This window comes from Anaeromicrobium sediminis, from assembly GCF_002270055.1.
Lineage (GTDB): Bacteria > Bacillota > Clostridia > Peptostreptococcales > Thermotaleaceae > Anaeromicrobium > Anaeromicrobium sediminis.
The window spans coordinates 1-24,764 of record NZ_NIBG01000022.1; the positions used below are offsets into that span (position 1 = coordinate 1).

Sequence of the window (24,764 nt, forward strand, 5' to 3'; positions counted from 1 at the left end):
TTCACAAATCCAGGAGATGAAATAGAAGTTAATATTTATGACAAAGGAGATAAAATTCAGATTTCAGTAAAGGATACGGGTGTGGGAATTCCTAAAGAAAAACAAAAAATAATTTTTGAAAAATTTAGCCAAGTTAATCACTTGTATAATAGAAACCATGAAGGAAGTGGCATAGGATTATCCTTAGTAAAATCCTTAGTGGACATGCATTCGGGCGAAATATATGTAAAAAGTGAATTAGGGCAAGGAACTGAAGTAATTATTCAACTGCCTGTTAAGCATGTTTGTGAAGAAGATGACATAAACCAAACCGAATATTATAGACAGTCAATTAATGTAGAAAAAATTCAAATTGAATTTTCAGATATATACGAATAAGTGTCTGGGTATACAACAAAAAAATTATATTGAGCATTAAATGGTACTCTATTGGGTGCCATTTTTACAGTTTTTGAAACCAAATTTACCTGTTGAATCACCAAAAATAATAATAGAATTAATTATAAATTATTAAGAGATGGTATTAGATTTGATATGGTTTCATTAGGTATTATTATTGATATTCAATCCAATCAATTATTTTTTAGATTAAAATTTTGCCAATGAAAATATAAAGACATATAGGGAGGATTTAATAATGAATATTAAAGAAATTTATGAGTATATTGATAAAATTGGATGTGTTTCTTTTTCTACTGTGGACGATGGATATGTACAATCTCGCATTGCTCACTTTTTCGCATTTGATGATGATGGTTTATATTTTAGAACAATGATGGTTAAACCTTTTTATCACCAGCTCAAGGCAAACGGAAATGTGGCTATTTGTGGCATGTACCCGTCAACACAGCTCCTTGGTCATGATGATAATGGTTCACCAAATTTTGTAGGTGGTTATACTATGAGGCTTGCAGGAGATATTAAAGAGTTAACCACAGAAGAAGTAGAATTAAAAGCAAAAACCAATTCTGATTTTAAAACTGCAATATATGATATGAATAAATATCCTGCAACACGATGTTTTTGCATTTACAAAGGAAAGGGAGAAATTTTTGACTATGATTTTAAGTTAGAAAAGCGCGATCACAAGCTTTTGAGAACAAGATTTTCCTTTGGTGGAATGACTTATAATAATGCAGGATGCATTATTACCAATAAGTGTATAGAATGTGGAAAATGTCATAAAGTCTGTACATTTGCAGCAGTAAAAAAGGGCTCACCATATAAAATTAATGGAGCACGTTGTGATGAATGTGGTTCATGTTATTTGGCCTGTCCAGTGGGAGCTATTGAAAAACCCTTAACTTTTTAGTGTTTAGAGAAAAAACAAAAAAAGATGGTTCCAAAAAGGGAAGCCTATGAATGGGAAAACAAAAGAAAGAGCTATTGGCATATTCATATGGCCAATAGCTCAATCTTATCTAAAATTATTCAAAACTTAAACTATATTAACAAAGGTACGGTTATATTCATAAATTTCATTAATAGATTTTCTAATATTATCAGTATATTCTTTTAGCTTTTCTTTCTCTAGTTCATTCCTATTCATATCTATATCCACTGAAATATAAGCAGTTTTACCGATTTTTTGAATCCTAACATTTGATATGATAGAAGGTGTTTTCTTAATAGAGTTAAGCTCACTGGCTAACGAATTTGCTAAAGTGTTTACTTCTTCAGAATCAGCACCTTTCCCACCAAGAACTTTAATGGAGTTTATAAAAAGCTTCAAAGTGTCGATTATAACCATTACGGCTATGACTAGTACAATTAGTGAATCACTTATGGGTACTAAAAAGCTTAGTGGAGTAAACTTCAGGAGTCCTATTATTAGGAAAGAAGCACCAACTCCTAGCATTAAATATGAATTTGACTTTGCATTGAACTTCTCAGCTAGTAGAAGTTCTGATTTTCCATTAGCTATAGTATAATAATGTCCATATAACTTATTCAAAAGTACGTACATTATAGCTATAAAAATTACATATATCATAAATACATTAGCATTTACAATTGGAACTGTTCCAGTAGTAATATAAAGAATAATTTTTGAGATACTATCAACAAGGGCTAATGAAACTGTGACCAATAATAAAAATGATCTAAAAATTACATACAATGTTTCGTATCCAGCAAAACCAAAGGGATAATTTTTATCTTCCTTTTCAAGTAGAGAGGACACTTTTATGGCTAGTAGGGTGCTAAATGCAGAAATTAAACTAAAAATTCCATCTATTAGAATAGCCACTGAATTTGAAAAATTATATACGACTATTCCAAGTGCTGCCATAATACATAACATTAAAAATGCGTTTTTCATAGCTTTTTTTTCAATTGATTGTAATGAGCTCATGGGACCTCCTATTTGTTGTTCTCATTCCACTCTTTTTCAAGATCAGAATATTCAACACCATAATTATTAAGGAATCCTTTAAAAGCAGTTAAGTGATCTTCCATTATATCTACAATTGGATCATTTGCCTTAATTTTCTTTAAACCCCACTCATCTGGAATGTATATCTCATCCACGTCAGGTCTTTTCTTAGTATTCTTTATTGTTCTAACAAATTTATCTGACTTAGCTTTTACATTTGCCAGAGGACCAAAATGACTTGGATCAATAACGATTATATATGATCCACCAACAGTAGTTGGAGCGCCAGGTTTTAAGAAGTCAGATGGTATTGCAGGTAGATCTGAACAAAGAACTCCCTTTGGATTAATTATTGATGTTAAAACTTCATTCCATATATTTAAAGAATAAAGTCTTGGGTTAGAGAAAATCCATGGGGCAGTACAATCACTAACACGACCGTAACCTTCTATAAGGCTTGCATAAGGCTTAACATCATCAGTAAGTTCACCTGTATTTGGATCAACTATTAATTTTCCTTTTAGCTTTTTTTCACCTATCAATGCTTCTGTAATATCTGCATCATATCCTTCACATAGCTTTGTACTTACTACTAAGGGAAGTTCTTCTCCACCAGGACATGCTGCATCAAATGGAGGAACAGACATGGCAAAGTCCATACCGCCAAATGGAGCACTTAGTGGCACTGAATTGTTTGAAGCCATTGCAAACATTCCTTGTTCTAATGCTAAAGAAGTAAATCCAAAGAAGGAACCTCCATCATTATGATTATGGCCAAAGGCTATTGCAATTCCATATTCTCTAGCTTTTTCTATTGCCAGTTCTGTCATTTTCGTGATTGTATAGTATCCAGAAGATCTCATTCCGTTATACACTAACCATGTTGGACCTTCAGCTTCAAGGATAGGTTCAGCTTTAATATCAAGAATTCCGCCTTGAAGGGGAATTAGAAGTGCTTCAATTACTCCCATTCCTTGATAAAGTTTTCCTTGTCTATCACCAAGAGATATATTTCTTGCAACAGCTTTTGCATGACTTTCTGATGCACCAGCAGCCTGCCATAATCTCCTGTAACAAAACTCAAGAAAATCTGCATTCATTTTTAATAGTTTTGACATTTTTCATTCTCCTTTGTTATTTGATTAACATCACTATACATAGTAATAGTTACTTATGTAAAAATGGTAAAACAATAACGTAGGTCATGGTCAAGAAAAAGTTTAAAACAAATTAAATTAATATATAATATTGTAAAGGAGGAGTGGTTATTATGAAAAAAGAAAGGGAATATCTTATAAGTGACTTTGCCAAAATGTTCAATATAACAAAGAGAACTTTGCAGTACTACGATAAAATAGACCTCCTAAAACCTGCATATGTTAAGGAAAATGGATATCGCATTTATGGCGAAAATGAGTTGGGAAAATTAATAGAAATCCTCATATGGAAAAATATTGGACTAGAAAGTGATCACATAAAAAAGATTTTTAAGGATAAAACAAAAGAGAATATATCAAATATATTAGAGGAAGCTGAAGAAAAAATTAATGAGGAAATTAGACGGATACAGTATATAAAGGAAAATATAGAAGTGATGAAATCAAATATTAATACTAGAACTAATTCATATGATGGAATTCAAATTAAGGAGCTAGAAGAAAGGATTAGTGTAGAGATAATTTCTAAGGGATTCAATCTTAATCAACTAGAAGAAATTATGGCAGAAGGGACGGAAATCCTAAAGAAAACAATAGCTGAAAGAATTCCATTTATTGAATTTGGACTTATATTTAACAAAGATGCAGTAATATCTGAAAATTATACTAAATATAAAGGATTTTACTATTCAATTCCATATAACTATAAAAGGAAAGACACAATCTTAATGAAAAAAGGAAAGTATATATGCCAGTGGTATGAAGGAAAAATAGATGGAATACCAAATGTGATTATGAATTTAATGGCCTGGATAAATTCTAAGGGCTATGATATTACTGGGTATATTTTGTACTCAGAATCATTTAGTTCCTTGTATCATGATGATTACGAATATACTTATGGAGAAATCCAAATATTAATCAGGGAAAATGAATAAGTAATTCATATATGAAGAAAAGTTGAGCGTATTGACGATGATTTCAGAAATTTGGTACAATATGGATATAAGTGTAAAATTACAAATGAACATGGCTTTTTTTTATTTGGAATTATAAATTTTCAATAGAGATAGTGGGGGGACATATGAATATTAATACATTTAGCAAAGTCATATATAAAAAAATAGGTACATTCACATCCATAAATGACATATACTATGGTAGTCACAGAATATGTACAGAATTTGCCACAGGGAATGTATATAGGCACAAAATAAAGAAACACTATACTATATCAATAGACAATAGTAAATATAAAGACATACCTATGGAAAAGACATCTCTAGTGGGGAATTGTGTGTTTCATACTAATGATAAGGATCTTATTTTGTATAATAATAAACTAGAGAATTGGACTTATAATGTGGGAATAACTAGGGAATATAAGAAATCCATATTTAATGGAATAACATTTTTAAATGGAATATTAGATAAGGTCTATGAGATGGATTATGTAAAGATGCAAAAGATTAACTATTGTGCAGGTTTATATGAAACAAAGTATTACCAACAAATTGGAGAAAATGTGAATAGGAGTGAGCCACTTTTCTTAAATGCCATACTCGTAGATATCTACAACAGATATAATGAAACAACCTATTCATACATAGAAGAAGTATTTTCTGATAAGAATTTTTGGAATGTGATAACAAGCTTGAAGAAATTTGAAGGTATAAGTTTAGGAGCACAACTTAAATTAGAAGGAAGTGATCAGGTATATAAGGAATATCCTTGGTATTCAGTACTTAAAGATATGACCCTTCCAAAAGTAACTATAGAACTTTTAAATGAGAGCAAAACAAACTAAATATAGGTAATGTATAAAGTTTTGTGTAGAAGGTATTTCTAAATGAGTAAGAATTAAGGAGATATTTTTTAAACAAAACTTTTTTAGTTACTAGAGAATTATAAATTTTGAAAACTGTAGATAAGTAAATAACTAAGCATACAACGTATGCCTTTTTTATATTATTTCTTTCTTAGTAAGCACATACAGAATAATAAATCCTACTATTATAAACACAACGGTAAATATAGCTTCATAAAGTAAATTCATATTCTTTCACTCCCTTAATAAATTTTTATTATATTTAAGCATAGTATTCTCAAATAGTAACAAAATAATATATGAATATAAACGGGAGTTGATTTTAATGAAATTATATTTAGAGATTATAATTCAGACATTTTTAGCATTTTTCTCCATATTATTTATTACTAGACTTTTAGGAAGACAGCAGGTATCCCAGTTAGCCTTTCATGATTATATAAACGGTATAACTTTTGGCTCAATAGCGGCAACATTGGCAACTGACCTTGAGAATAGAACAATGCAGCATTTTCTTGGACTCATCTTATTTGGCATACTTACATGGTTAATTTCAAGTATTTCTTTAAAAAATAGAAGTTTTAGAAAAGTAGTAGAAGGAGAGCCTGTATTAATTATACAGAATGGTAAGATATTGGAAAAGAACTTAAAGCGAGTTAGATATAATATTGATGAACTTAATATACTTCTGAGGCAGAATGATTGTTTATCCCCAGAAGACATTGAATATGGGTTATTAGAGGCAAATGGAAAGCTAAGTGTATTTAAAAAAAGTGATAAAAATACAGTAACACTAGGAGACTTAAATATAATATCTAAAGTTGAAAGCATACCTACGGAAATAATTATAGGAGGGCAAATTATATACGAGAATTTAAGAAAAAGAAAATTAAGTGGTAAAGATCTAATAAGTAAACTTAAAGGTAATGGGGTAAAGAGAATTGAAGAAGTTATGTATGCAACTATAGATGAAGACGGCAACATGTATGTTGATAAATATGAAGATAAATTACAAGACAAGGTGGATTTTAGTGAAAACAATAAAGACGTATAAAGAATAAAATAGAGTAGGTGTATCTTAGGACTTTAATAGACAGACTTAGTATAAGTATTTAAGAATTTGCTAATAATGACAAAGTATGAAAAATTAGTTGGAGGTACTATATGTCAGTGAAAGTCGGAATTCCAAGAGCTCTACTTTTTTATGAATATTATCCATTATGGAAAGCTTTCTTTGAAGAATTAGGAGCACAGGTAATAGTATCGCAAAAAACAAATAAGGAAATTTTTAATAATGGAATAAAAAGTGCCGTAAATGAAGCTTGTATTCCCGTTAAAATATATCATGGACATGTGTTAGATATAAAAGATAAGGTGGACTATCTCTTTATTCCTCGCTTAAAGAGTATATGCAAAGGTGAATATATTTGTCCAAAGTTTTGTGGTCTTCCTGAAATGATTAAGTACTCAATAAATGATTTACCACCAATGATTTATCCTGAAATAGACTTTATGAAAGATAAAAAAAATCTAAAGGAAATTATTTGTGAAGTGGGTAAATATTTTACTGGTGATTCTACACGTATTTTGTCTGCCTATGATAAGGCGTATTTAAATTATAAAGCATACAAAGAAAGTGTAAATAAGGGTATGATTCCAATGGATGGTGAATCCATTATAAAAGAAACTTCTTGTTCTAAAGTGAAGACAGAAGATACAAAAAAGATTATGATTATGGCCCATTCATATAATTTATATGATACATATATGAACATGAGTATTATAAATAAAATCCAATCAAGGGGAGTAGAGGTACTTACTCCAGAAATGATAGATGAGGAATACATAAATGATTATGTTCATAAATTTAAAGGCAATATATATTGGACTTTTGCCAGAAAGCTTATTGGCACGGCCATGTATTCAATAGACACAAAAAATGTTCATGGAATAATTTATATTTCAACCTTTGGGTGTGGCATTGATTCTGTTGTAGGTGATATGGTTGAAAAGCATATTCGAAAAGAAAGTAATATTCCTTTTGTGCTTGTAACATTAGATGAACATAGTGGTGAAGCTGGAATCAATACTAGAATGGAAGCCTTTATTGATATGATTAAATGGAGGGATACAAGTGAAAATAACATTTCCGCTAATGGGTAATATGTATATTGCATTAAAGGCTGTATTTGAAGAATTAGGAGCAGAAGTGATTATTCCTCCAAAATGCAATAAAAGGACCCTAGAACTTGGAACACTACATTCTCCCGAATTAATTTGTATACCCTTTAAAATTACTTTAGGAAATTACTTAGAAAGTATCGAAAAGGGAGCTGATACACTTTTTATGTGGGGAGGAAGTGATCCCTGCAGAATTGGATACTACAATATGATTCAAGAAGAAATATTAAATACTTTGGGATATGACATAGAGATGATTTGCGGAGAACCTTTTAAAAACTTGAAAGAAATAAAATCTTTCCTTAATAAATTAAGTAAGGTATCAAATACATCTAATTACTTTAAGCTTTTACCTGCATTTATTAAGGGTATAAAGCTTATATATGAAATAGATGAATTTGATGATCTAGTCATAAAGACACGACCTAGGGAAATGATAAAGGGAGAAGTGGATAAATTATATTCCAAATTTGAAGAGGAAGTAAATGGTGCAAAGGGATATAAGGAAACATTAAATATAATTAGGAAAAAGAAAGAGGAATTAAAAAATGTATTAATTGATAAGAATAAACAGGTTATTAGGATTGGCATTGTAGGAGAAATATATACGGTTTTAGAACCTTATATAAATTTAGACATAATAAAAAAATTAGGGAATATGGGCGTTGAAGTTCATAGATCAGTAACTTCAAGTGAATTTATTAAGGAACAAATAGACTTTCTTCCTTTTATAAACTCAAATAAGGAAGAAGTACACAGAGCAGCAGAGCCCTATTTGAATACGGAAATTGGAGGACATGCAAGGCACACTATAGGGAATACTGTCCTTTATAGTGAGAAAGATTTTGATGGGGTTATCCACCTGTTACCTTTTACGTGTATGCCTGAAATAGTTGCACAAAGTATATTACCCACTATAGAAAAGGAAAAGAACATTCCCGTTTTAAAATTAATACTAGATGAGATGACAGGGGAGGCAGGATACTCTACTCGCATAGAGGCTTTTGTTGATTTATTACAAAGAAAGAAGGAAGCATATACTCAATAAAAAAAGGCTATTAGATTAATTAATCTCATAGCTTTTTTTCAATACATTTTATTGCGAATTATGACGGGGATATGTCAATTGTAGAAAAATGTTGAAATGTTCCGAAAATGGGTATAACATATAATATATAGACAAAAAATCATATTAATCTCTGATACTTAGGGAATTATAGATAGGAGAGAGTTATTATGAATTTAAAAAACTTTATGATAAAAAAATCTTATTTTATAAAATACTTTTTTCTATTATTTATAGGCATTAGCATATTATATACTTTTTTCTTTACAATACTTCAGTTAAATACTATTAAGGTTAAAAGAAATGAAATTGAGTTAAATGAAAAGAGGATAGTAGAATTAGAAAAAAATCTCATTGGTAAAGAATTTGATAATGTCATATCTGATTTACTGTATATATCAGATTCTATTAATGAATATGATTCTATGGAAAAAACATACGATCATCTGGCAAAGGAATGGCTAATTTTTGGTAATAGGAAAAAAATATACGACCAAATTAGATTTATTGACATTTCTGGAAATGAAATAATAAGGATTAACTATTATGATAATTTTGCCAATATTGTACACAAATCAGAACTGCAAAATAAAAAAGACAGATACTACTTTAAAGAAACAATGGGCTTAAAAAAGGGTCAAATATATATTTCTAAAATTGATTTAAATTTAGAAAATAAAAAGGTTCAAGAACCTATAAAACCAATGATTAGATTTTCAACCCCAGTATTTACAAAGAAAGGTGAAGTAAAAGGAATTGTAATACTTAACTATTATGCAAAATATTTGTTGCAAAACTTTAAAAGTATTTCAGCAACTAGTGATGGAGAATTATTTTTATTAAACTCTAATGGATATTGGATTTCAAATAATGATAAGAATAAAGAATGGACTTTCATGTATGAGGATAAGGCTCATATAAATTTTAAGAATGAATACTCTAGGGAATGGGATCATATTAGAAGGAATGACAAGGGTATGATATATACGAATAAGGGGTTATTTGTATTTTCAAACATTTCAGCTATTGATAATTTGTTTTTTAATGATGAATATTTTATAGATAAAAGAATTGTATTAGAGGAAGGGAATTGGAAAGCAGTTTCCCATATATCTAAAGATAGTATAAAAGGTGATTTTGCAGAAGCTAATGACCTAAAAATACTATTTGCCCTATTAGGAAGACATAAGCTGGATTTTTTACTAATATTGATTATCTCCACTGGTTTAGCAGTTTTAATGGTAAAAAACAAAATCAATAAGGAAGAAATAAAATACTTTTCTGAATATGATGCCATGACTAATGTATTAAATAGAAGAGCTGGATTGGCACTATTAAATGAGAAGATTAAAAAGGCATTAAATGATAAGGATAAAATTAGTATATGTTTTATTGATATAAATGGGTTAAAAGAAGTAAATGATGTTTTAGGCCACGACGCTGGAGATGAATTAATACTTACAGTTGTAGATGGAATTAAATCTTGTATAAGACAAACAGACTTTGTAATGAGATTAGGTGGAGATGAATTCTTAATAGTTTTCAATAACTCTACTACTGAGCAAGCAGAACATATATGGGAAAGAATTAACAATGAATATAATAAAATCAATGATGAAGAAAACAGGGAATATCTTGTGAGTGTAAGCCATGGTATAGCAGAGTTTGAAGCATGTGAAAGCAAATATATAGATAGTATAATTAGTATGGCTGATGAAAGAATGTACAATGAAAAAAGGGAGATTAAAAAAGACATAAAAATTATTAGATAAGTTAAATTTAAAATCAAAGTATATAAAAGGGGATCACTTGAAAATGATTAAAAAATCAATTTCAGGTGATTCCTTTTGCTATTTTTTACATATATATAATTTGTATCATTGCATTGTTTATAATACATGAGGGAATTATAATACTATAAAATCAAATTTATTGAATATATTCCCAGAAAGCTTTTAATTGTTTTGTAACTACTTTATTTAGGATTTAAATTACAATATAAATAAAAGGGAGAACTCTATGAAGAAAAAAGCATTTCTATTATTTGTAATATTTTCCATATTCTTTACAGGGTGTAACATAAATGAAGTTTTATCCAGTAAAGATAAAAGTAATGGAGGAGATACCTCTACCACAAGAGATATAGAGGAGGACGTAAATAGTGTTAACATAAAAGAAGATGAAGATTTAACAGAAAAAGCAGAAGCTGAAAATAAAACAGAAGAGGATACCCTAATTTCTCAGGAAGAAGTAAAAGAGGATGCAAATATAGAAAATATACAAAAGGAAGAATATGTTACTATAGAAACTTTTAATACACAATTACCTGATAGTATTAATGAAGACATTAAATATAATAAATATTCTACAAGTTATAATTATTTTCTAATATTATCTAAAAGTATAAATATAAGAGAAAAACCAACAACGAATTCAAAGGTATTGGGAAAAGGATCTTATTTTGAAAAGATTAATATAATAGAATCTGTAAAAGGACAGTATATAAAAAAATATAATAATGATTTATGGTATAAGGTATTTTGGAAAGAGGGAGGAAACATTAAATATGGATATGTATTTAGTCTTTTAGGTCAAGCCCGTGAATTTCAATTTCACAAAATGGTGGAATCTTTAAATATTTTAAAGAATGAAGTAGAAAATAATAAAACGGCCTATATTGCTAATTACAAAAATAGAAATGGAAAAGCCCCTTATTATAAAGGAAAGACTACTGATAATTATGGAGAAAGAAGATATCAATCAGCACCAGCCTATGCAAAACCTAGTGCTAAATCTAAATTTAGATATATTCCTGATGGCACTTTAGTGTCCATAGTAGGAAAATCAGATAAATATTACAAAATTACTACCCTTAATTTTAAAGGTGAATACTGGGTACCTAAAAGGTTTGTATCCTTTAGGAATTCCATTAAAAATTTAAAAAAAGTAGTTGTTGTAGATAGGAAAAATCAAAACGAAGCAGTTTTTCAATATGGAGAAGGTAAATGGAATCTCATATCCTATGTATTTGCCACTACTGGAGAAAAATCAAAATATAAACTTGAAACACCATTAGGCCACTTTATGGCAATAGAAAAGAAAACTAAATTCTTATATTTTAAGGATGGGACAAGAGAAATTGCTGGATATGCACCATATGCCATAAGGTTTATGGGTGGGTCATATATTCATGGGGTTCCTGTTAGTTTTAAAATAGTTGATGATAAAAGGATTGATCCTGGTATGAGGGAATATTTATTTACAATAGGAACAGTTCCCCGCTCCCATAGATGCGTTAGAAATTATACAAGTCATGCAAAATTTTTATATGATTGGATAACAATAGGTGAAAGTGCTGTGATTGTTATTGAATAAACCTTATTTAGTTAAAACCTTGTACTTAAGTGCAAGGTTATTTTTGTTTATGTAATAAAAAGTTAGGGAAAGATATTTTACAAAGGCTTTTTTTAATTTCGTAAAAAATACTTGTAAAATCAGTTGCAAAAAAATATAAATATGATATCATATGAGTAAATTCAAATATACTCATATAAGGAGGTGATATGGTACAAATGATAAAATTATTCAAGGCATTAGGAGATGAAAATAGATTAAGAATACTAAATCTACTTATGTATGATGAATTATGTGTTTGTGAAATTGAAGTTCTATTAGAAATGACCCAATCTAATGTATCTAGACATTTAAGTAAGCTAAAGGATGTTAATCTTATTAGTTCATCAAAGGATGCTCAATGGGTTCATTATAAGCTTAATTCTAAATTTGAAGAGAAAAATCAATTGATTATTGAATTTTTGAAGGAAAGATTCAAAATAGATCCTTTGTATGAAAATGATACAAATAGGTATTTAAAGTACAAAGAAAATAATTTGAATTGTCAATTCATTACTGAAGATAAAGAGAAAGTATTAAATATGATTAAATAGGAGAGATTGATTATGAAAAGAATGATAATTTTTGACCCGGCTATGTGTTGTTCAACAGGTGTTTGTGGACCAGGAGTAGATCCTGAGCTTTTAAGAGTTGCAACAGTTTTAAATAATTTAAAGAAAAGAGGAATCCTAGTTGAAAGATATAATTTAACTGATAATCCTCAAATCTTTGTAGACAATAAAACTATCAATGAGATTATCAATAAGGATGGCGTGAATGTGCTACCGGTAACTATTTTAGACAATGAAGTAGTTAAGACTAAAGCCTATCCTACAAACGAAGAATTTACTAAGCTACTTGAAATACCAGAAGATTACTTAAAAGCAGGGACTGAAACTAAATCCCAAGGTTGCGGTTGTGACGATGGTTGTTGTTAATTTAGGAAAGAGGTGACCCAGATGATAAAAGCTTATAATCCTAATGAAATGAACTTGACTAAATATATATTTTTCACAGGGAAAGGGGGAGTTGGTAAAACTTCCACTGCCTGTGCAACAGCCATTACATTAGCAGATATGGGAAAAAAAGTTATGCTTATAAGTACTGACCCTGCATCTAACCTTCAAGATGTTTTTAATAGGGATTTAAATAATAAGGGGGTACCTATTAAAGAGGTACCAAATTTAGTAGTAGCCAACTTTGATCCAGAACAAGCTGCAGCGGAGTATAGGGAAGGTGTCATTGGGCCCTTTAGAGGGAAGCTTCCAGAGGTTGTTTTAAAGAGCATGGAAGAGCAACTTTCTGGTTCTTGTACTGTTGAGATAGCTGCCTTTAATGAGTTTTCATCCTTTATAACGGATAAAAAGGTACAAGAGGAATTTGACCATATTATATTTGATACGGCACCTACAGGTCATACTTTAAGAATGCTTCAACTCCCATCAGCTTGGAGCAACTTCATAAGTGAAAATACCCATGGAGCATCCTGTTTAGGCCAGCTGTCAGGCCTTGAGAGTAAAAAGGAAGTTTACCAAAATGCCGTAGAAACTCTTGCAGATAAAGATAAAACTACTTTAGTCCTTGTTTCTAGACCAGAACATACTCCCCTTAAAGAAGCAGAGAGGGCCTCTGTGGAGCTGAAAGATATAGGAGTTACTAATCAAATATTGGTCATAAATGGTGTTCTTAAAATCCATAATGATTCCCTTTCAAATGGAATTTATAAAAAGCAACAAGAGGAACTTAGTGCCATGCCACCATGTTTAAATGACCTTAATACCTATGAAATACCATTAAGACCTTATAATATAACAGGAATTGAAAATATAAGGGGATTCTTAAAGGATGACAAAATAAATTACAGGGAAAGAAAATTGGCCAGTACCAGTATTCCAAAATTAAAGGATGTGGTAGATGACCTGTTTCATGAGGATAAAAAAGTTATCTTTGCCATGGGAAAGGGTGGAGTAGGTAAAACTACAATTGCGGCTTCCATAGCCTTAGGACTTGCAAAGAAGGGAAAAAAAGTTCATCTTACAACTACAGATCCTGCAGCCCATTTAAAATTTGTCTTAGATGAAGGATACGGTATTACCCTAAGCAACGTGGATGAGAAAAGGGAACTTGAAAAATATAGGGAAGAAGTTTTAAGAAAAGCTAGAGAAACAATGGGTGAAGAAGATATAGCTTATATTGAAGAAGATTTAAGATCTCCTTGTACTCAAGAAATTGCAGTATTTAGGGCCTTTGCTGAAATAGTTGAGAAATCTAAAGATGAAGTTGTAGTTATAGATACGGCACCAACGGGCCATACATTACTTTTACTAGATTCAACTCAAAGTTACCATAAAGAAATTGAACGATCTTCAGGAGATATACCTGAGTCTGTTAAAAACTTACTTCCAAAGCTGAGAAATCCAGAAGAAACAGAAGTTATCATTGTAACTTTAGCTGAAACAACACCTGTTTATGAAGCCATGAGGCTAGAGTCCGATCTAAAAAGGGCAGGTATAACTAGTAAATGGTGGGTTGTAAATTCAAGTCTTTATGGAACTAATACGGAAAATGAAATATTAAAGGCAAAAGCAAATAATGAAATAGAGTGGATAGATAAAGTAAATGAAATTTCAAAGGGTAATTTTGCCATTGTTTCCTGGAAGGAAGAAGACCTTAAGGGAGAAAAATTATTAGAGCTTATAAACTAAAGAATAATTTTAATATATAAACTGATAAAGAGGAGAATTAAAATGAGAATAATAGTTATAGGAGCTGTTGCTGCTGGAACCTCTGCTGCTACCAAGGCAAGAAGAAATAATGATAATGCGGAGATTGTCATTTACGAAAAGGATAAGGATATATCCTACTCAGGTTGCGGCCTTCCCTATTATATAGGTGGAGAAATATCAGATGTGGGAGAACTTACACCAAGAGACTCAGCTTTTTTTAAGAAAAAATATAATATAGACATATTTACAGGACATGAAGTTTTAAAAATTCACAGTGATAAAAAGGAAGTAACTGTAAAGAACCTATTAACCAATGAGATATTTAATGACTCTTATGATGAACTAGTAATAGGCACAGGTGCAGTTCCCTTTGTTCCGACCGTGGAGGGAATAGATAAAAGTCATGTATTCTTTTTAAGAAATGTGCAAAGCGCAAGAAACATAAGAAATTTTATAACAACTAATAAACCAAAGAAGGCCATAATAGCAGGAACAGGTTTCATAGGATTTGAAATGCTTGAAAATCTTATGGATGATGGAATATCTGTAACTGTAGTTGAAAAGCAAAACCAAATAACTCCAAATCTAGATGAAGATATGGCAGCTTATCTTGAAAGCCAATTAATTAAAAAGAACATAACCATAATAAAAGATAATAGTATAGTTAAGATAGATGAAGATTCAGCTACCCTAGAGGATGGTACTATAGTTGAAAGTGAAATGATCATTATGGCAACAGGTGTTAGACCTAATGTGGCTTTAGCTAAGGAAGCTGGTGTGGAGATTGGAGTCACAGGTGCCATAAAGGTTGACAAAAAAATGAAGACTAATGTGGATCACATATATGCTTGCGGTGACTGTATAGAAACTTACTCGCAAATAACGGGAAAATCCGTATATAGACCTCTTGGTTCTACTGCTAATAAAACGGGTAGAATTGCTGGAGATGTGTTAACAGGTGGAACTTTAGAATATAGAGGAAATTTAGGTACAGGGATATTTAAGCTATTTAATATGGCCATAGCTAATACTGGATTAAGCGAAAGGGAAGCAATTAAGGAAGGTTATGATGTTTTAGTATGTCATAATATTAAGCCAGATAAAGCAGCATATTTTAATGGGACAGAAATGGTCATAAAGGCCATAGCTGATAAAAAAAGTGAACGAATATTAGGTGTACAAATAGTAGGATATGAAGGAGTAGATAAAAGGATTGATGTATTTGCTACCCTAATAACCTATGGTGCAAAGGTAGATGAACTATTTCATTTAGACCTTGCCTATGCTCCACCATTTTCAACCACAAAGGACCCTGTTCATTATACGGGAATGATTTTAGATAATGCATTAAATAAGAATATACCTATTAAGACATCTAATGAAATTAGACAATTAATTCATAAGGATAAAAAAGTGCAGATAATTGATGCAAGGGTAGAGAAGCAATATGGGGAAAGTCATGTGGATACTGCAATGAATATACCTCATGCTAAATTAAGGGAAAAAATGAAGACCTTAGATAAAGACGTTACCACAATTACTTATTGTAATAAGGGAGTAACAGGTAATGCTGCTCAAAACATTTTACTTAATCATGGATTTAAAGAGGTTTACAACCTTTCAGGAGGACATAGATTTTACAAGGGAACTAAAAAGAAATAGTTATATGATAAGAATGGTGAAATCGAAATTAATATGACCTACATAATGGATATTACTATCCATTATGTAGGTCTTTGTTTTATACTTAAAATTCCTGTCTGGAGATACAAAAGATTTTCTATGTCTATTTTTTTTTTCAAGTTTTGTATTATAATAAATGATGGATGAAGGAAAAATGAAAAGAATTCTTAAAGAATTAAAATATGATGAGGTGTATGGACATGGATAAAAGAAGAATATATTTTATTTTTAATGAGAATAATGAAATATTAGTAAATACATCAAATAAAGAAATATTATTACCTAGTGATGAGCACATGAAGAATTTAAATATAAGCTTGAACAATATGAATTTATTAATAGAAAAGGAAAATGAGGAATTTCTATTTGGAAAAGTAGAAGATTTAATTAATCTACCTAAAGATTTTCAGTTTTATAGGCTTATTTCACTCATAGATTTAATGGGAAAGGAAATATATAATTTAGGAAGCAAAGCTCTACACTTAATTAATTGGCATAATGATTATAAGTATTGTAGCAAATGTGGAACTTTAGTTGAGGAAAAGAAAGACGAGAGAGCAAAAATATGTCCTAAATGCGGACTTGTAAATTATCCTACTATTTCTCCTGCTATAATAACAGCTGTTATAAAGGAAGATAAACTATTGCTTGCACATAATACTAGATTTCAAAATGATATGCACAGTGTTATTGCAGGATTTGTGGATCCAGGAGAAACCTTTGAGGACTGTGTTAGGAGAGAAGTAAAAGAAGAGGTAGGAATAGATGTTAAGAATATAAAATACTTTGGAAATCAACCATGGCCTTTCCCATATTCCTTAATGGTTGCATTCACATGTGAATATGAAAAGGGAGAAATAAAAGTAGATGGGAATGAAATAGACAAGGCAAATTGGTATAGTGTAGATAATATGCCTAATGTACCATCTAAAGGAAGTGTAGCTAGGGAACTTATTGACTGGTTTATTGAAAATTATAAATAGATTTTATAAACAAAAGAATAGAAGAGAAATCGTAGATAAAAATACTATTTAATGGACCATATGGAACTTGACACACGACCTAATTCCTATTAATATAGACAAAGTACGACAAATACGAAATTTTATAGGCACATATGCCTAAAATAGATAATATTAAAAATTAATTAGGCCCTTATAACAAAAAAGGGCATTTTTTATTGTATAATAATCTATATATAGTATGAGAGAAGAATTATAGACACAACATATAGAGAAAAGGGGTTTGGAAATGGTTGAGAAAATTAAAAAAAGAGATGGTAGAATTATTGGGTTTGAGCCTGAGAAAATTACTCTAGCCATATATAAGTCTGCCAAAGAAGTAGCTAATGAAGAGGGGAAAAATCCAAATTACCAAATGGCTGAAAGCTTAACTAATAATGTTATAGAACTGCTAGATGAAAAATACACAGGACACATACCAACAGTTGAAGAAATACAAGACGTGGTTATAAAGACTCTAATAGAAACAGGACATGCAAAGACAAGTGAAGCGTACATTTTATATAGAGCTGAAAGAAGTAGATGCAGAGAATCTAAGACTCGATTAATGAAGACTATACATAATCTTACATTAAAAGATGCAAAAGAAAGTGATACAAAAAGGGAAAATGCTAACATAGATGGGAATACGGCCATGGGGACTATGCTTCAATATGGAAGTACCGTATCAAAGGAATTCTGTAAAACTCACATGTTAAACAAAGAACATTCCTTATCCCATGACAATGGAGACATTCATATTCATGACTTAGATTTCTTCAACATGGGAACTTTAACTTGTTCACAAATAGATATTCGAAAATTATTTAAGGGTGGTTTTTCTACAGGCCATGGTTTTTTAAGAGAGCCACAGGACATAGGAAGTTATGCAGCACTTGCGGCCATTACTATACAGTCTAATCAAAACGATCAACATGGAGGACAAAGTATTCCATTCTTAGATTATGGATTAGCTCCAGGTGTGAAAAAAACTTATAAAAAGCTTTATTGTTCTAATTTATCAAAGGCTCTTTCATTAAACTTTAATATGGAAGATGAGGATGCAGATAAACTAGTTATAGAGGTTGTAGAGAAAGCTGAGAAAGATTCAGGTAAAGATATAGAATTAAAGGGAACAGAAATATATGAAGCCATAATAGGCATCTTAATGGATAAGCTTAATATTAATAAAGATGAAGCTACTAGAATACATGATTTTGCAAAAAAACATGCTTATAAGGAGACGGATAGAAAAACTTATCAAGCCATGGAGGCCTTTATTCATAACTTAAATACTATGCACTCAAGGGCCGGTGCACAAGTTCCATTTAGTAGTATTAATTTCGGAACAGATATTTCAGAAGAGGGAAGAATGGTTTCTAAAAACTTACTTCTATCAACGGAAGCTGGTCTTGGAAACGGAGAAACAGCCATATTCCCTATATCCATATTTAAAGTAAAAGAGGGAGTAAATTATAATCAAGAAGACCCTAACTACGATTTATTTAAATTAGCATGTAGAGTATCTGCTAAAAGATTATTCCCTAACTTTAGTTTTATAGATGCTCCATTTAATAAAAAGTACTATGTGCCAAATTGTCCAGAGACAGAGGCAACTTATATGGGTTGTAGAACAAGAGTTGTGGGTAATTCCTATGATCCATCAAGAAATATAGTAACTGGAAGGGGTAACTTATCATTCACATCTATTAACCTTCCGAGGTTAGCTATAGAATATGGTCATGTATTAAATAAAGAGGCTGATATAGATGGATTCTTTAAGGGGTTAGGCGAAAAGATAGACTTAGTAATGAATCAATTATTAGAAAGAATGGAAGTACAAAAGAATAAGAAGGTTAAAAACTTCCCATTCCTTATGGGTCAAGGCGTTTGGTTAGATTCTGATAACTTAAATCCAGAAGATGACTTAAGTGAAATAATAAAACATGGAACATTAACTGTAGGCTTCATAGGTTTAGCAGAGTGTTTAAAAGCATTAATAGGAAAACATCACGGAGAAAGTGAAGAAGCCCAAGCGTTAGGAATAAAGATTATAAAATATATGAGAGATAAATTAGATAAGGCATCAGAAGAGCAGAAACTTAATTTCTCTTTAATAGGAACACCAGCAGAAGGTCTTTCTGGAAGGTTTACAAAATCAGATAGGGAAAAATACGGTGAAATAAAGGGAATAACAGATAAGGAATATTATACTAATTCATTCCATGTTCCTGTATATCATAAAATAAGTGCTTACGATAAAATCCAAAAGGAAGCTCCTTATCATGAATTTACCAATGCAGGTCATATTACCTATATTGAGTTAGATGGAAAACCATCAGACAACATAGAGGCCTTTGAAACTATTGTAAGAGCCATGCATGAAGCTGGAATAGGCTATGGATCTGTAAATCATCCTGTAGATAGGGACCCTGTATGTGGATACAATGGAGTAATAGATGAGGTTTGCCCTAAATGTGGAAGAACAGAGGAAGACGGAATTAAATTTGACAGAATAAGAAGAATAACAGGATACTTAGTTGGAACTGTTGAAAGATTTAATAATGCAAAGCAAGCAGAAGTAAGGGATAGAACTAAACACAATATGTAAAGAAGGATGTTTGAATATGGATATTCGGTTATCTCATGAAATTACAAAGGATAGTATAGTAGATGGACCTGGTTTTAGGGCCGTTATTTGGACTCAAGGATGCAAACATAAATGTATAGGATGCCACAACCAATCAACCCATGATTTTAAAGGGGGATTTGTAGTGGATACGGAACAAATAAAAGAAGAATTAAGATCCTTAAGACTTCATAAAGGAATTACCCTATCGGGAGGAGATCCCTTTGAACAGCCTATGCCTTGTATAGAAATAGCTAAAGAAGCTAAAAGTTTAGGTTTAGATGTATGGGCATATACAGGGTATACTTTTGAAGAATTAATAAATTATAAAGCATCAACATATAAAGAGGGATGGAAAGAGTTACTTGGGTATGTGGATGTATTAGTGGATGGTCCCTTTATCATGGAAGAAAAAAATATGCTTTTAAGATTTAGAGGTTCTGAGAATCAAAGGATTATAGATGTAAAAAAATCAGTAGCTGCTAAAGTGGTAATGATCAAAGAAGAGTATTATGACATAGAAGAAATAGCTATGACAATATAAGATATGAAAGTTCCTAGGGAAAAATTTTTCCTAGGAACTTTTTTATTGCATTTTTTATTTCCTCGGAAATTGCAAATGTACCTATAAATATGTATATGTCACGTCTCAAAATATTCATCATAAATTAATAGTATAGGGAAAAAAGGAGGGATATGACTTTATGCTTATTCATACGGTAAAGCCAGGTGAATCACTTTGGCAAATTTCAACAGCTTATGGTGTACCAATTAAAAAAATAATAGAAGTAAATAAGTTACCAAATCCAAACCAATTAGTTAATGGTCAATCATTAGTTATTCCAAAAGAAGACGTTGTTCATATAGTAAGGCCAGGAGAAAACTTATGGAAAATTGCTAAAGATTATGGAACAACAGTACAAACCATTATTAAGGTAAATAAAATTACTGATCCTAAATCCATTTATCCAGGTAAGAGGTTATATATTCCAGCACCTCGACACTATGTTAAAACAGGAGAAAGGGCATGGGAAATTGCTAAGCGTTATGGAGTTCCATTGGAAGCTCTCTTAAAGGTAAACCATATAGAAGATCCACGTTCCATATATCCAGGTATGGTTTTAATCATTCCTAGAAAACAAAAACCACCTATGGATGTTAATGCATATATTTATAATTTGGATAAAGAGGCAATACCAATTGTAAGGGAGGATGGAAAATATCTAACTTACCTAAGCCCCTTTGCATATCTGATTAAAGAAGATGGAAGTCTGCAGCCAATAAAAGATGTTCCAGCTATTAAGACTGCCTATGAGGAAAATGTAGTTCCTATGATGTCAATTACGAACTTTACTTCAACGGAGAAAGGGGAAAATGTTGCAAATATTATTTTAAACAGTAATGAAATTCAAGAAAAGTTATTGACGAATATTATAAATATTATGAAAGAAAAAGGTTATCAAGGATTAAACGTTGACTTTGAAAATGTACTTCCTAAAGATCGGGAGCCTTATAATAAGTTCATGCAGCGTACTGTAGATCGCCTACATCCAGAAGGATTCTTCGTTTCAAGTGCCCTAGCACCAAAGGTTAGCGCAGAACAACCTGGGTTATTGTATGAAGCACATGATTATGAGGCCCATGGCAGAATTGCTGATTTTGTCGTGTTAATGACATATGAATGGGGAGCTAGAGTTGGACCACCTCAAGCTATTTCACCACTAAATCAGATTAAGAGAGTACTTGATTATGCAGTTACTGTTATTCCTAAAGAAAAGATATACTTTGGTTTTCAAATATATGCACGAGATTGGTTACTTCCTCACAAAAAAGGTCAAGAGGCAAGGACGTTTAGTCCACAGGAAGCAATATTACAGGCAGCAAAATATGGTGCAACAATTAAATACGATCCAGTAGCTCAATCACCATATTATCGTTATAGGGATGAACAAGGAAGAATGCACGAAGTTTGGTTTGAAGATGCCCGTAGTGCCCAAGCAAAATTTGATACGGTAAAGGATTATGGTTTAAGTGGTATTAGCTATTGGGTTTTAGGTTATCCATTTCCACAAAACTGGGTTTTACTTGAGGATAATTTTAATATTAGAAAACAATTATAAGTGATTTTATATGGGCAATACCTAATATATAAAAGTTCTTAGTGAAGATTCTTTACTGGGAACTTTTTTTACGTTATAGAAAATTATAAATTTTCAAAACTGTAGATAAGTAAAAAAATAAGGGGGTGTGGGGGAAGGATTCCTCTGCCTATTTAAAGAAAGGTGTTCAGATTGCGAGAGCAATCGTCGAAGGGAACCATAGGGTTCCATAACGAATCATACGAAGTATGACTTTTTATATGTGATAATAACTCATAGTAAAATATTTACAACCTTGGCAAGAGAAAAGATAAATGATAATGTATTAATACATATGGATGAATGTAAAAATAAAAAAACATAGTTATTTTATAATCAAGGGAGAGGACTTTAAATGATAAATGAAACTTTACAAGTAATAAAAAATAGAAGGAGTACAAGGAAGTTTAAACCAGAGCAAATAAAAGAAGAGGAATTAGAAGCCATATTAGAAGCTGGTATTTACGCACCAAGTGCCCATAATGACCAGCCTTGGAATTTCACTGTAATTCAAAACAAAGAATTAATGGAAGAATTAAACGTGGAGTCAAAGGAGAAGTGTAAAGACTTTCCAGATGAATTGATTAGGAAAATGGCTAACAATGAGAGATTTAATATTTTTTATGGAGCACCAACAGTTATAATAGTCTCTGGTAGAGATAACGCTATTATGCCACAAGTAGATTGTGCAGCTGCAACAGAAAATATGCTATTGGCAGCTGAATCTCTAGATATAGGAGGATGTTGGAATGGATTTGTAAGCTTTTTATTTAATAGTGAAAAGGGCGATGAATACAAGGAAAAATTAAATATACCAAGGGGATATACGCCTTATTATGGAGTAGCACTTGGGTATAAAAAAGTTAGAGTATTTAATGCACCAGCAAGAAAGGGAAATGTAGTTCAATATATTAAGTAAAGTCCATGATTTCATGGGCTTTTTTGATATAGAAAATTATGAATATGACATGCTGTTGTCATGATTATTTTGATATTATAGTTATATGAGTACTAAAATAATCATATGGAGGATTTACAATGGATTATATACAGACCAAAACAATGATAACTAAAAATAAGAATCCACACTATTGGTTTGGACATGACTACAATATGAATATTTATAAGGGGTGCAATCATGGCTGTATCTATTGTGATTCCAGAAGTGAATGTTATAGAATAGATAATTTTGATAAAGTAAGAGCAAAGGAAAATGCCATAGATATTTTAAGTAAAGATTTAGGTAGAAAGAGAAAAAAGGGAGTGATAGGTACGGGGGCCATGAGTGATCCTTATAATCCCTTTGAGGAAGAGTTATGTCTAACTAGGGAATCCTTAAGGCTTATTAATGAATATGGTTTTGGAGTAAGTATATTAACTAAGAGTGAACTGATTGAGAGGGATATGGATATTATAGAGAAAATAAATAAAACTTCTCCCGTATGTATTATGATGACCATAACTACCTTTCATGATGAGCTTTGTGAGAGGATAGAGCCAAATGTTAGTGTAACATCTAAACGGCTACAAGTAATTAAAAAATTTGCTGAACGTGGAATTTTTACAGGAGTAGTATTAGTACCCATACTGCCATTTATAAATGATACAAGGGAAAATATATTAGGAATTACAAAGGCAGCCTATGACAATGGAGCAAAATTTGTATATGGTAGTTTTGGAGTAACACTTCGCCAAAATCAAAGAATATATTTTTATAATAAATTAGATGAATTCTTTCCTGGCATAAAGGAAAAGTATATTAGACATTATGGTGAAAAGTATAATTGTAATAGTTTTAACTATAAAATATTAAGAGAATCATTTAAAGATACATGCAAAGAATTAAAGCTCTTATACAAGATGAAAGACATAATAAATTCATATAAACCGGAGAAACCTGTAGGTAGACAAATTAGTATTTTCGATTAAGATTTAGGCACAATTACAATTAAATAAATATAAATAAGACTATGAAGAAACCTATAAAATCTTCATGGTCTTTTTGTATGTTAGCAAAAAACTAGAACAAATGTTCTAAGTGTGGTATAATAAAAGAGAATCAAAGGAATGACATAAATTTATAAGTATAGTGAAAATCTAACATTTTGTAGATTAAACATTATAAGTATGGGTATATAGTAAAATATATTTACAAAAAAGGGGATATAAAGTTATTTTAAATACATAGTCACAGAACTAAGTAATTATTAAGATCTTAACAGGAATATGAATTTAAACTTAAGAAGATATTTAATAGTAACTTTATTCAAAGACATGATATTTTTCTCTAGTAATACTATCAAAGCTTATAGTAAAAAAGGGGGATTAATACATGAATAAGAAAAAAATAGTAAAGGGACAAATCGAAAGATATAAGGAAACGTTCAATGCTATTTTTAGGGACGATAATGTGGACATGCTAGATGAAGAAATTTTAAAACAAAGTAAATATTTAGATAAACTAATAATTGAATATTATAGAGAAAATAAACAATGTGAATGAAGTAAGCTCTTGCTAGATTAGAATCTAGTCAGGAGCTTTTTAAATTAATATGAAAAAATATTGGATTGTAAATATATGGATGTGA

The 24,764-nt window shown here is 30.8% G+C and carries 22 protein-coding genes; 20 read left to right on the forward strand and 2 right to left on the reverse strand.

The window, feature by feature from the left end; all coding sequences use genetic code 11:
• Both CCE28_RS17650 and CCE28_RS17655 read left to right on the forward strand, forming a co-directional pair.
• On the forward strand, positions 1 to 378 hold a 378-nt coding region (locus CCE28_RS17650), incomplete at its 5' end, for a sensor histidine kinase (RefSeq protein ID WP_242973015.1).
• 259 nt (positions 379 to 637) lie between these two features.
• Complete coding sequence (locus tag CCE28_RS17655; protein ID WP_095135051.1) at positions 638 to 1,312, forward strand: 4Fe-4S binding protein; 675 nt, start codon at positions 638 to 640, stop codon at positions 1,310 to 1,312.
• A gap of 126 nt (positions 1,313 to 1,438) precedes the next feature.
• Here CCE28_RS17655 and CCE28_RS17660 read toward each other — a convergent pair whose 3' ends face one another.
• A complete protein-coding gene (locus CCE28_RS17660; protein WP_095135052.1) occupies positions 1,439 to 2,353 on the reverse strand; it encodes a cation transporter in 915 nt (304 codons plus the stop codon).
• A gap of 8 nt (positions 2,354 to 2,361) precedes the next feature.
• The gene (locus CCE28_RS17665) at positions 2,362 to 3,492 is read right to left on the reverse strand and encodes an Ldh family oxidoreductase (protein ID WP_095135053.1); all 1,131 of its coding nucleotides are present in this window, start codon (positions 3,490 to 3,492) and stop codon (positions 2,362 to 2,364) included.
• Positions 3,493 to 3,644: 152 nt separating this feature from the next.
• Here CCE28_RS17665 and CCE28_RS17670 point away from each other — a divergent pair, with 152 nt between their 5' ends.
• From CCE28_RS17670 to CCE28_RS17755, 18 genes are all read left to right on the forward strand, one after another.
• Positions 3,645 to 4,469: a MerR family transcriptional regulator gene (locus CCE28_RS17670; RefSeq protein ID WP_095135054.1), complete on the forward strand. Its 825-nt coding sequence runs from the start codon at positions 3,645 to 3,647 to the stop codon at positions 4,467 to 4,469.
• A 146-nt stretch (positions 4,470 to 4,615) separates the two neighbouring features.
• Positions 4,616 to 5,338 carry a hypothetical protein gene (locus CCE28_RS17675; RefSeq protein WP_095135055.1) on the forward strand — a complete coding sequence of 241 codons (723 nt, stop codon included), beginning with the start codon at positions 4,616 to 4,618 and terminating at the stop codon, positions 5,336 to 5,338.
• A gap of 346 nt (positions 5,339 to 5,684) precedes the next feature.
• On the forward strand, positions 5,685 to 6,413 hold the full coding sequence (locus CCE28_RS17680) for a YetF domain-containing protein (RefSeq protein ID WP_095135056.1): 729 nt from the start codon (positions 5,685 to 5,687) through the stop codon (positions 6,411 to 6,413).
• A 110-nt stretch (positions 6,414 to 6,523) separates the two neighbouring features.
• Positions 6,524 to 7,522 (forward strand): acyl-CoA dehydratase activase-related protein, encoded by a 999-nt coding sequence (locus CCE28_RS17685; RefSeq protein ID WP_095135057.1) that lies wholly within the window; start codon positions 6,524 to 6,526, stop codon positions 7,520 to 7,522.
• Positions 7,494 to 8,588, forward strand: a complete 1,095-nt coding sequence (locus tag CCE28_RS17690; protein ID WP_095135058.1) for an acyl-CoA dehydratase activase-related protein — start codon at positions 7,494 to 7,496, stop codon at positions 8,586 to 8,588. Before CCE28_RS17685 ends, CCE28_RS17690 begins: the two co-directional genes overlap by 29 nt.
• A 188-nt stretch (positions 8,589 to 8,776) precedes the next feature.
• Positions 8,777 to 10,378, forward strand: coding sequence for a sensor domain-containing diguanylate cyclase (locus tag CCE28_RS17695; RefSeq protein WP_095135059.1), 1,602 nt, complete (start codon positions 8,777 to 8,779; stop codon positions 10,376 to 10,378).
• Positions 10,379 to 10,625: 247 nt separating this feature from the next.
• Positions 10,626 to 11,981 (forward strand): SH3 domain-containing protein, encoded by a 1,356-nt coding sequence (locus CCE28_RS17700; protein WP_095135060.1) that lies wholly within the window; start codon positions 10,626 to 10,628, stop codon positions 11,979 to 11,981.
• 197 nt (positions 11,982 to 12,178) lie between these two features.
• Complete coding sequence (locus tag CCE28_RS17705) at positions 12,179 to 12,553, forward strand: ArsR/SmtB family transcription factor (RefSeq protein WP_095135113.1); 375 nt, start codon at positions 12,179 to 12,181, stop codon at positions 12,551 to 12,553.
• Positions 12,554 to 12,565: 12 nt separating this feature from the next.
• On the forward strand, positions 12,566 to 12,937 hold the full coding sequence (arsD, locus tag CCE28_RS17710; RefSeq protein WP_095135061.1) for an arsenite efflux transporter metallochaperone ArsD: 372 nt from the start codon (positions 12,566 to 12,568) through the stop codon (positions 12,935 to 12,937).
• Positions 12,938 to 12,958: 21 nt separating this feature from the next.
• Entirely contained in the window at positions 12,959 to 14,704 is a 1,746-nt protein-coding gene (arsA, locus tag CCE28_RS17715) for an arsenical pump-driving ATPase (RefSeq protein ID WP_095135062.1), read from the forward strand.
• Positions 14,705 to 14,746: 42 nt separating this feature from the next.
• The gene (locus tag CCE28_RS17720) at positions 14,747 to 16,387 is read left to right on the forward strand and encodes an FAD-dependent oxidoreductase (RefSeq protein WP_095135063.1); all 1,641 of its coding nucleotides are present in this window, start codon (positions 14,747 to 14,749) and stop codon (positions 16,385 to 16,387) included.
• A 221-nt stretch (positions 16,388 to 16,608) separates the two neighbouring features.
• The gene (nudC, locus tag CCE28_RS17725) at positions 16,609 to 17,391 is read left to right on the forward strand and encodes an NAD(+) diphosphatase (protein WP_242973016.1); all 783 of its coding nucleotides are present in this window, start codon (positions 16,609 to 16,611) and stop codon (positions 17,389 to 17,391) included.
• A 268-nt stretch (positions 17,392 to 17,659) separates the two neighbouring features.
• Positions 17,660 to 20,020: an anaerobic ribonucleoside triphosphate reductase gene (locus CCE28_RS17730; RefSeq protein WP_095135064.1), complete on the forward strand. Its 2,361-nt coding sequence runs from the start codon at positions 17,660 to 17,662 to the stop codon at positions 20,018 to 20,020.
• 16 nt (positions 20,021 to 20,036) lie between these two features.
• Positions 20,037 to 20,582: an anaerobic ribonucleoside-triphosphate reductase activating protein gene (gene nrdG / locus CCE28_RS17735; RefSeq protein ID WP_095135065.1), complete on the forward strand. Its 546-nt coding sequence runs from the start codon at positions 20,037 to 20,039 to the stop codon at positions 20,580 to 20,582.
• Positions 20,583 to 20,742: 160 nt separating this feature from the next.
• Positions 20,743 to 22,158, forward strand: a complete 1,416-nt coding sequence (locus CCE28_RS17740; protein ID WP_095135066.1) for a LysM peptidoglycan-binding domain-containing protein — start codon at positions 20,743 to 20,745, stop codon at positions 22,156 to 22,158.
• 373 nt (positions 22,159 to 22,531) lie between these two features.
• Positions 22,532 to 23,095, forward strand: a complete 564-nt coding sequence (locus tag CCE28_RS17745; protein WP_330396883.1) for a nitroreductase family protein — start codon at positions 22,532 to 22,534, stop codon at positions 23,093 to 23,095.
• 119 nt (positions 23,096 to 23,214) lie between these two features.
• Positions 23,215 to 24,105: an SPL family radical SAM protein gene (locus tag CCE28_RS17750; RefSeq protein WP_095135067.1), complete on the forward strand. Its 891-nt coding sequence runs from the start codon at positions 23,215 to 23,217 to the stop codon at positions 24,103 to 24,105.
• 403 nt (positions 24,106 to 24,508) lie between these two features.
• Positions 24,509 to 24,679 (forward strand): Spo0E family sporulation regulatory protein-aspartic acid phosphatase, encoded by a 171-nt coding sequence (locus CCE28_RS17755; RefSeq protein ID WP_095135068.1) that lies wholly within the window; start codon positions 24,509 to 24,511, stop codon positions 24,677 to 24,679.
• Positions 24,680 to 24,764: the final 85 nt, after the last annotated feature.

What these genes read in the sequence shown, in the direction of transcription:
- CCE28_RS17655 (WP_095135051.1), top strand. Translation starts at nt 638, where the DNA reads ATGAATATTAAAGAAATTTATGAGTATATTGATAAAATTGGATGTGTT.
- CCE28_RS17660 (WP_095135052.1), bottom strand. Translation starts at nt 2,353, where the DNA reads ATGAGCTCATTACAATCAATTGAAAAAAAAGCTATGAAAAACGCATTT.
- CCE28_RS17665 (WP_095135053.1), bottom strand. Translation starts at nt 3,492, where the DNA reads ATGTCAAAACTATTAAAAATGAATGCAGATTTTCTTGAGTTTTGTTAC.
- CCE28_RS17670 (WP_095135054.1), top strand. Translation starts at nt 3,645, where the DNA reads ATGAAAAAAGAAAGGGAATATCTTATAAGTGACTTTGCCAAAATGTTC.
- CCE28_RS17675 (WP_095135055.1), top strand. Translation starts at nt 4,616, where the DNA reads ATGAATATTAATACATTTAGCAAAGTCATATATAAAAAAATAGGTACA.
- CCE28_RS17680 (WP_095135056.1), top strand. Translation starts at nt 5,685, where the DNA reads ATGAAATTATATTTAGAGATTATAATTCAGACATTTTTAGCATTTTTC.
- CCE28_RS17685 (WP_095135057.1), top strand. Translation starts at nt 6,524, where the DNA reads ATGTCAGTGAAAGTCGGAATTCCAAGAGCTCTACTTTTTTATGAATAT.
- CCE28_RS17695 (WP_095135059.1), top strand. Translation starts at nt 8,777, where the DNA reads ATGAATTTAAAAAACTTTATGATAAAAAAATCTTATTTTATAAAATAC.
- CCE28_RS17700 (WP_095135060.1), top strand. Translation starts at nt 10,626, where the DNA reads ATGAAGAAAAAAGCATTTCTATTATTTGTAATATTTTCCATATTCTTT.
- CCE28_RS17705 (WP_095135113.1), top strand. Translation starts at nt 12,179, where the DNA reads ATGATAAAATTATTCAAGGCATTAGGAGATGAAAATAGATTAAGAATA.
- arsD (WP_095135061.1), top strand. Translation starts at nt 12,566, where the DNA reads ATGAAAAGAATGATAATTTTTGACCCGGCTATGTGTTGTTCAACAGGT.
- arsA (WP_095135062.1), top strand. Translation starts at nt 12,959, where the DNA reads ATGATAAAAGCTTATAATCCTAATGAAATGAACTTGACTAAATATATA.
- CCE28_RS17720 (WP_095135063.1), top strand. Translation starts at nt 14,747, where the DNA reads ATGAGAATAATAGTTATAGGAGCTGTTGCTGCTGGAACCTCTGCTGCT.
- nudC (WP_242973016.1), top strand. Translation starts at nt 16,609, where the DNA reads ATGGATAAAAGAAGAATATATTTTATTTTTAATGAGAATAATGAAATA.
- CCE28_RS17730 (WP_095135064.1), top strand. Translation starts at nt 17,660, where the DNA reads ATGGTTGAGAAAATTAAAAAAAGAGATGGTAGAATTATTGGGTTTGAG.
- nrdG (WP_095135065.1), top strand. Translation starts at nt 20,037, where the DNA reads ATGGATATTCGGTTATCTCATGAAATTACAAAGGATAGTATAGTAGAT.
- CCE28_RS17740 (WP_095135066.1), top strand. Translation starts at nt 20,743, where the DNA reads ATGCTTATTCATACGGTAAAGCCAGGTGAATCACTTTGGCAAATTTCA.
- CCE28_RS17745 (WP_330396883.1), top strand. Translation starts at nt 22,532, where the DNA reads ATGATAAATGAAACTTTACAAGTAATAAAAAATAGAAGGAGTACAAGG.
- CCE28_RS17750 (WP_095135067.1), top strand. Translation starts at nt 23,215, where the DNA reads ATGGATTATATACAGACCAAAACAATGATAACTAAAAATAAGAATCCA.
- CCE28_RS17755 (WP_095135068.1), top strand. Translation starts at nt 24,509, where the DNA reads ATGAATAAGAAAAAAATAGTAAAGGGACAAATCGAAAGATATAAGGAA.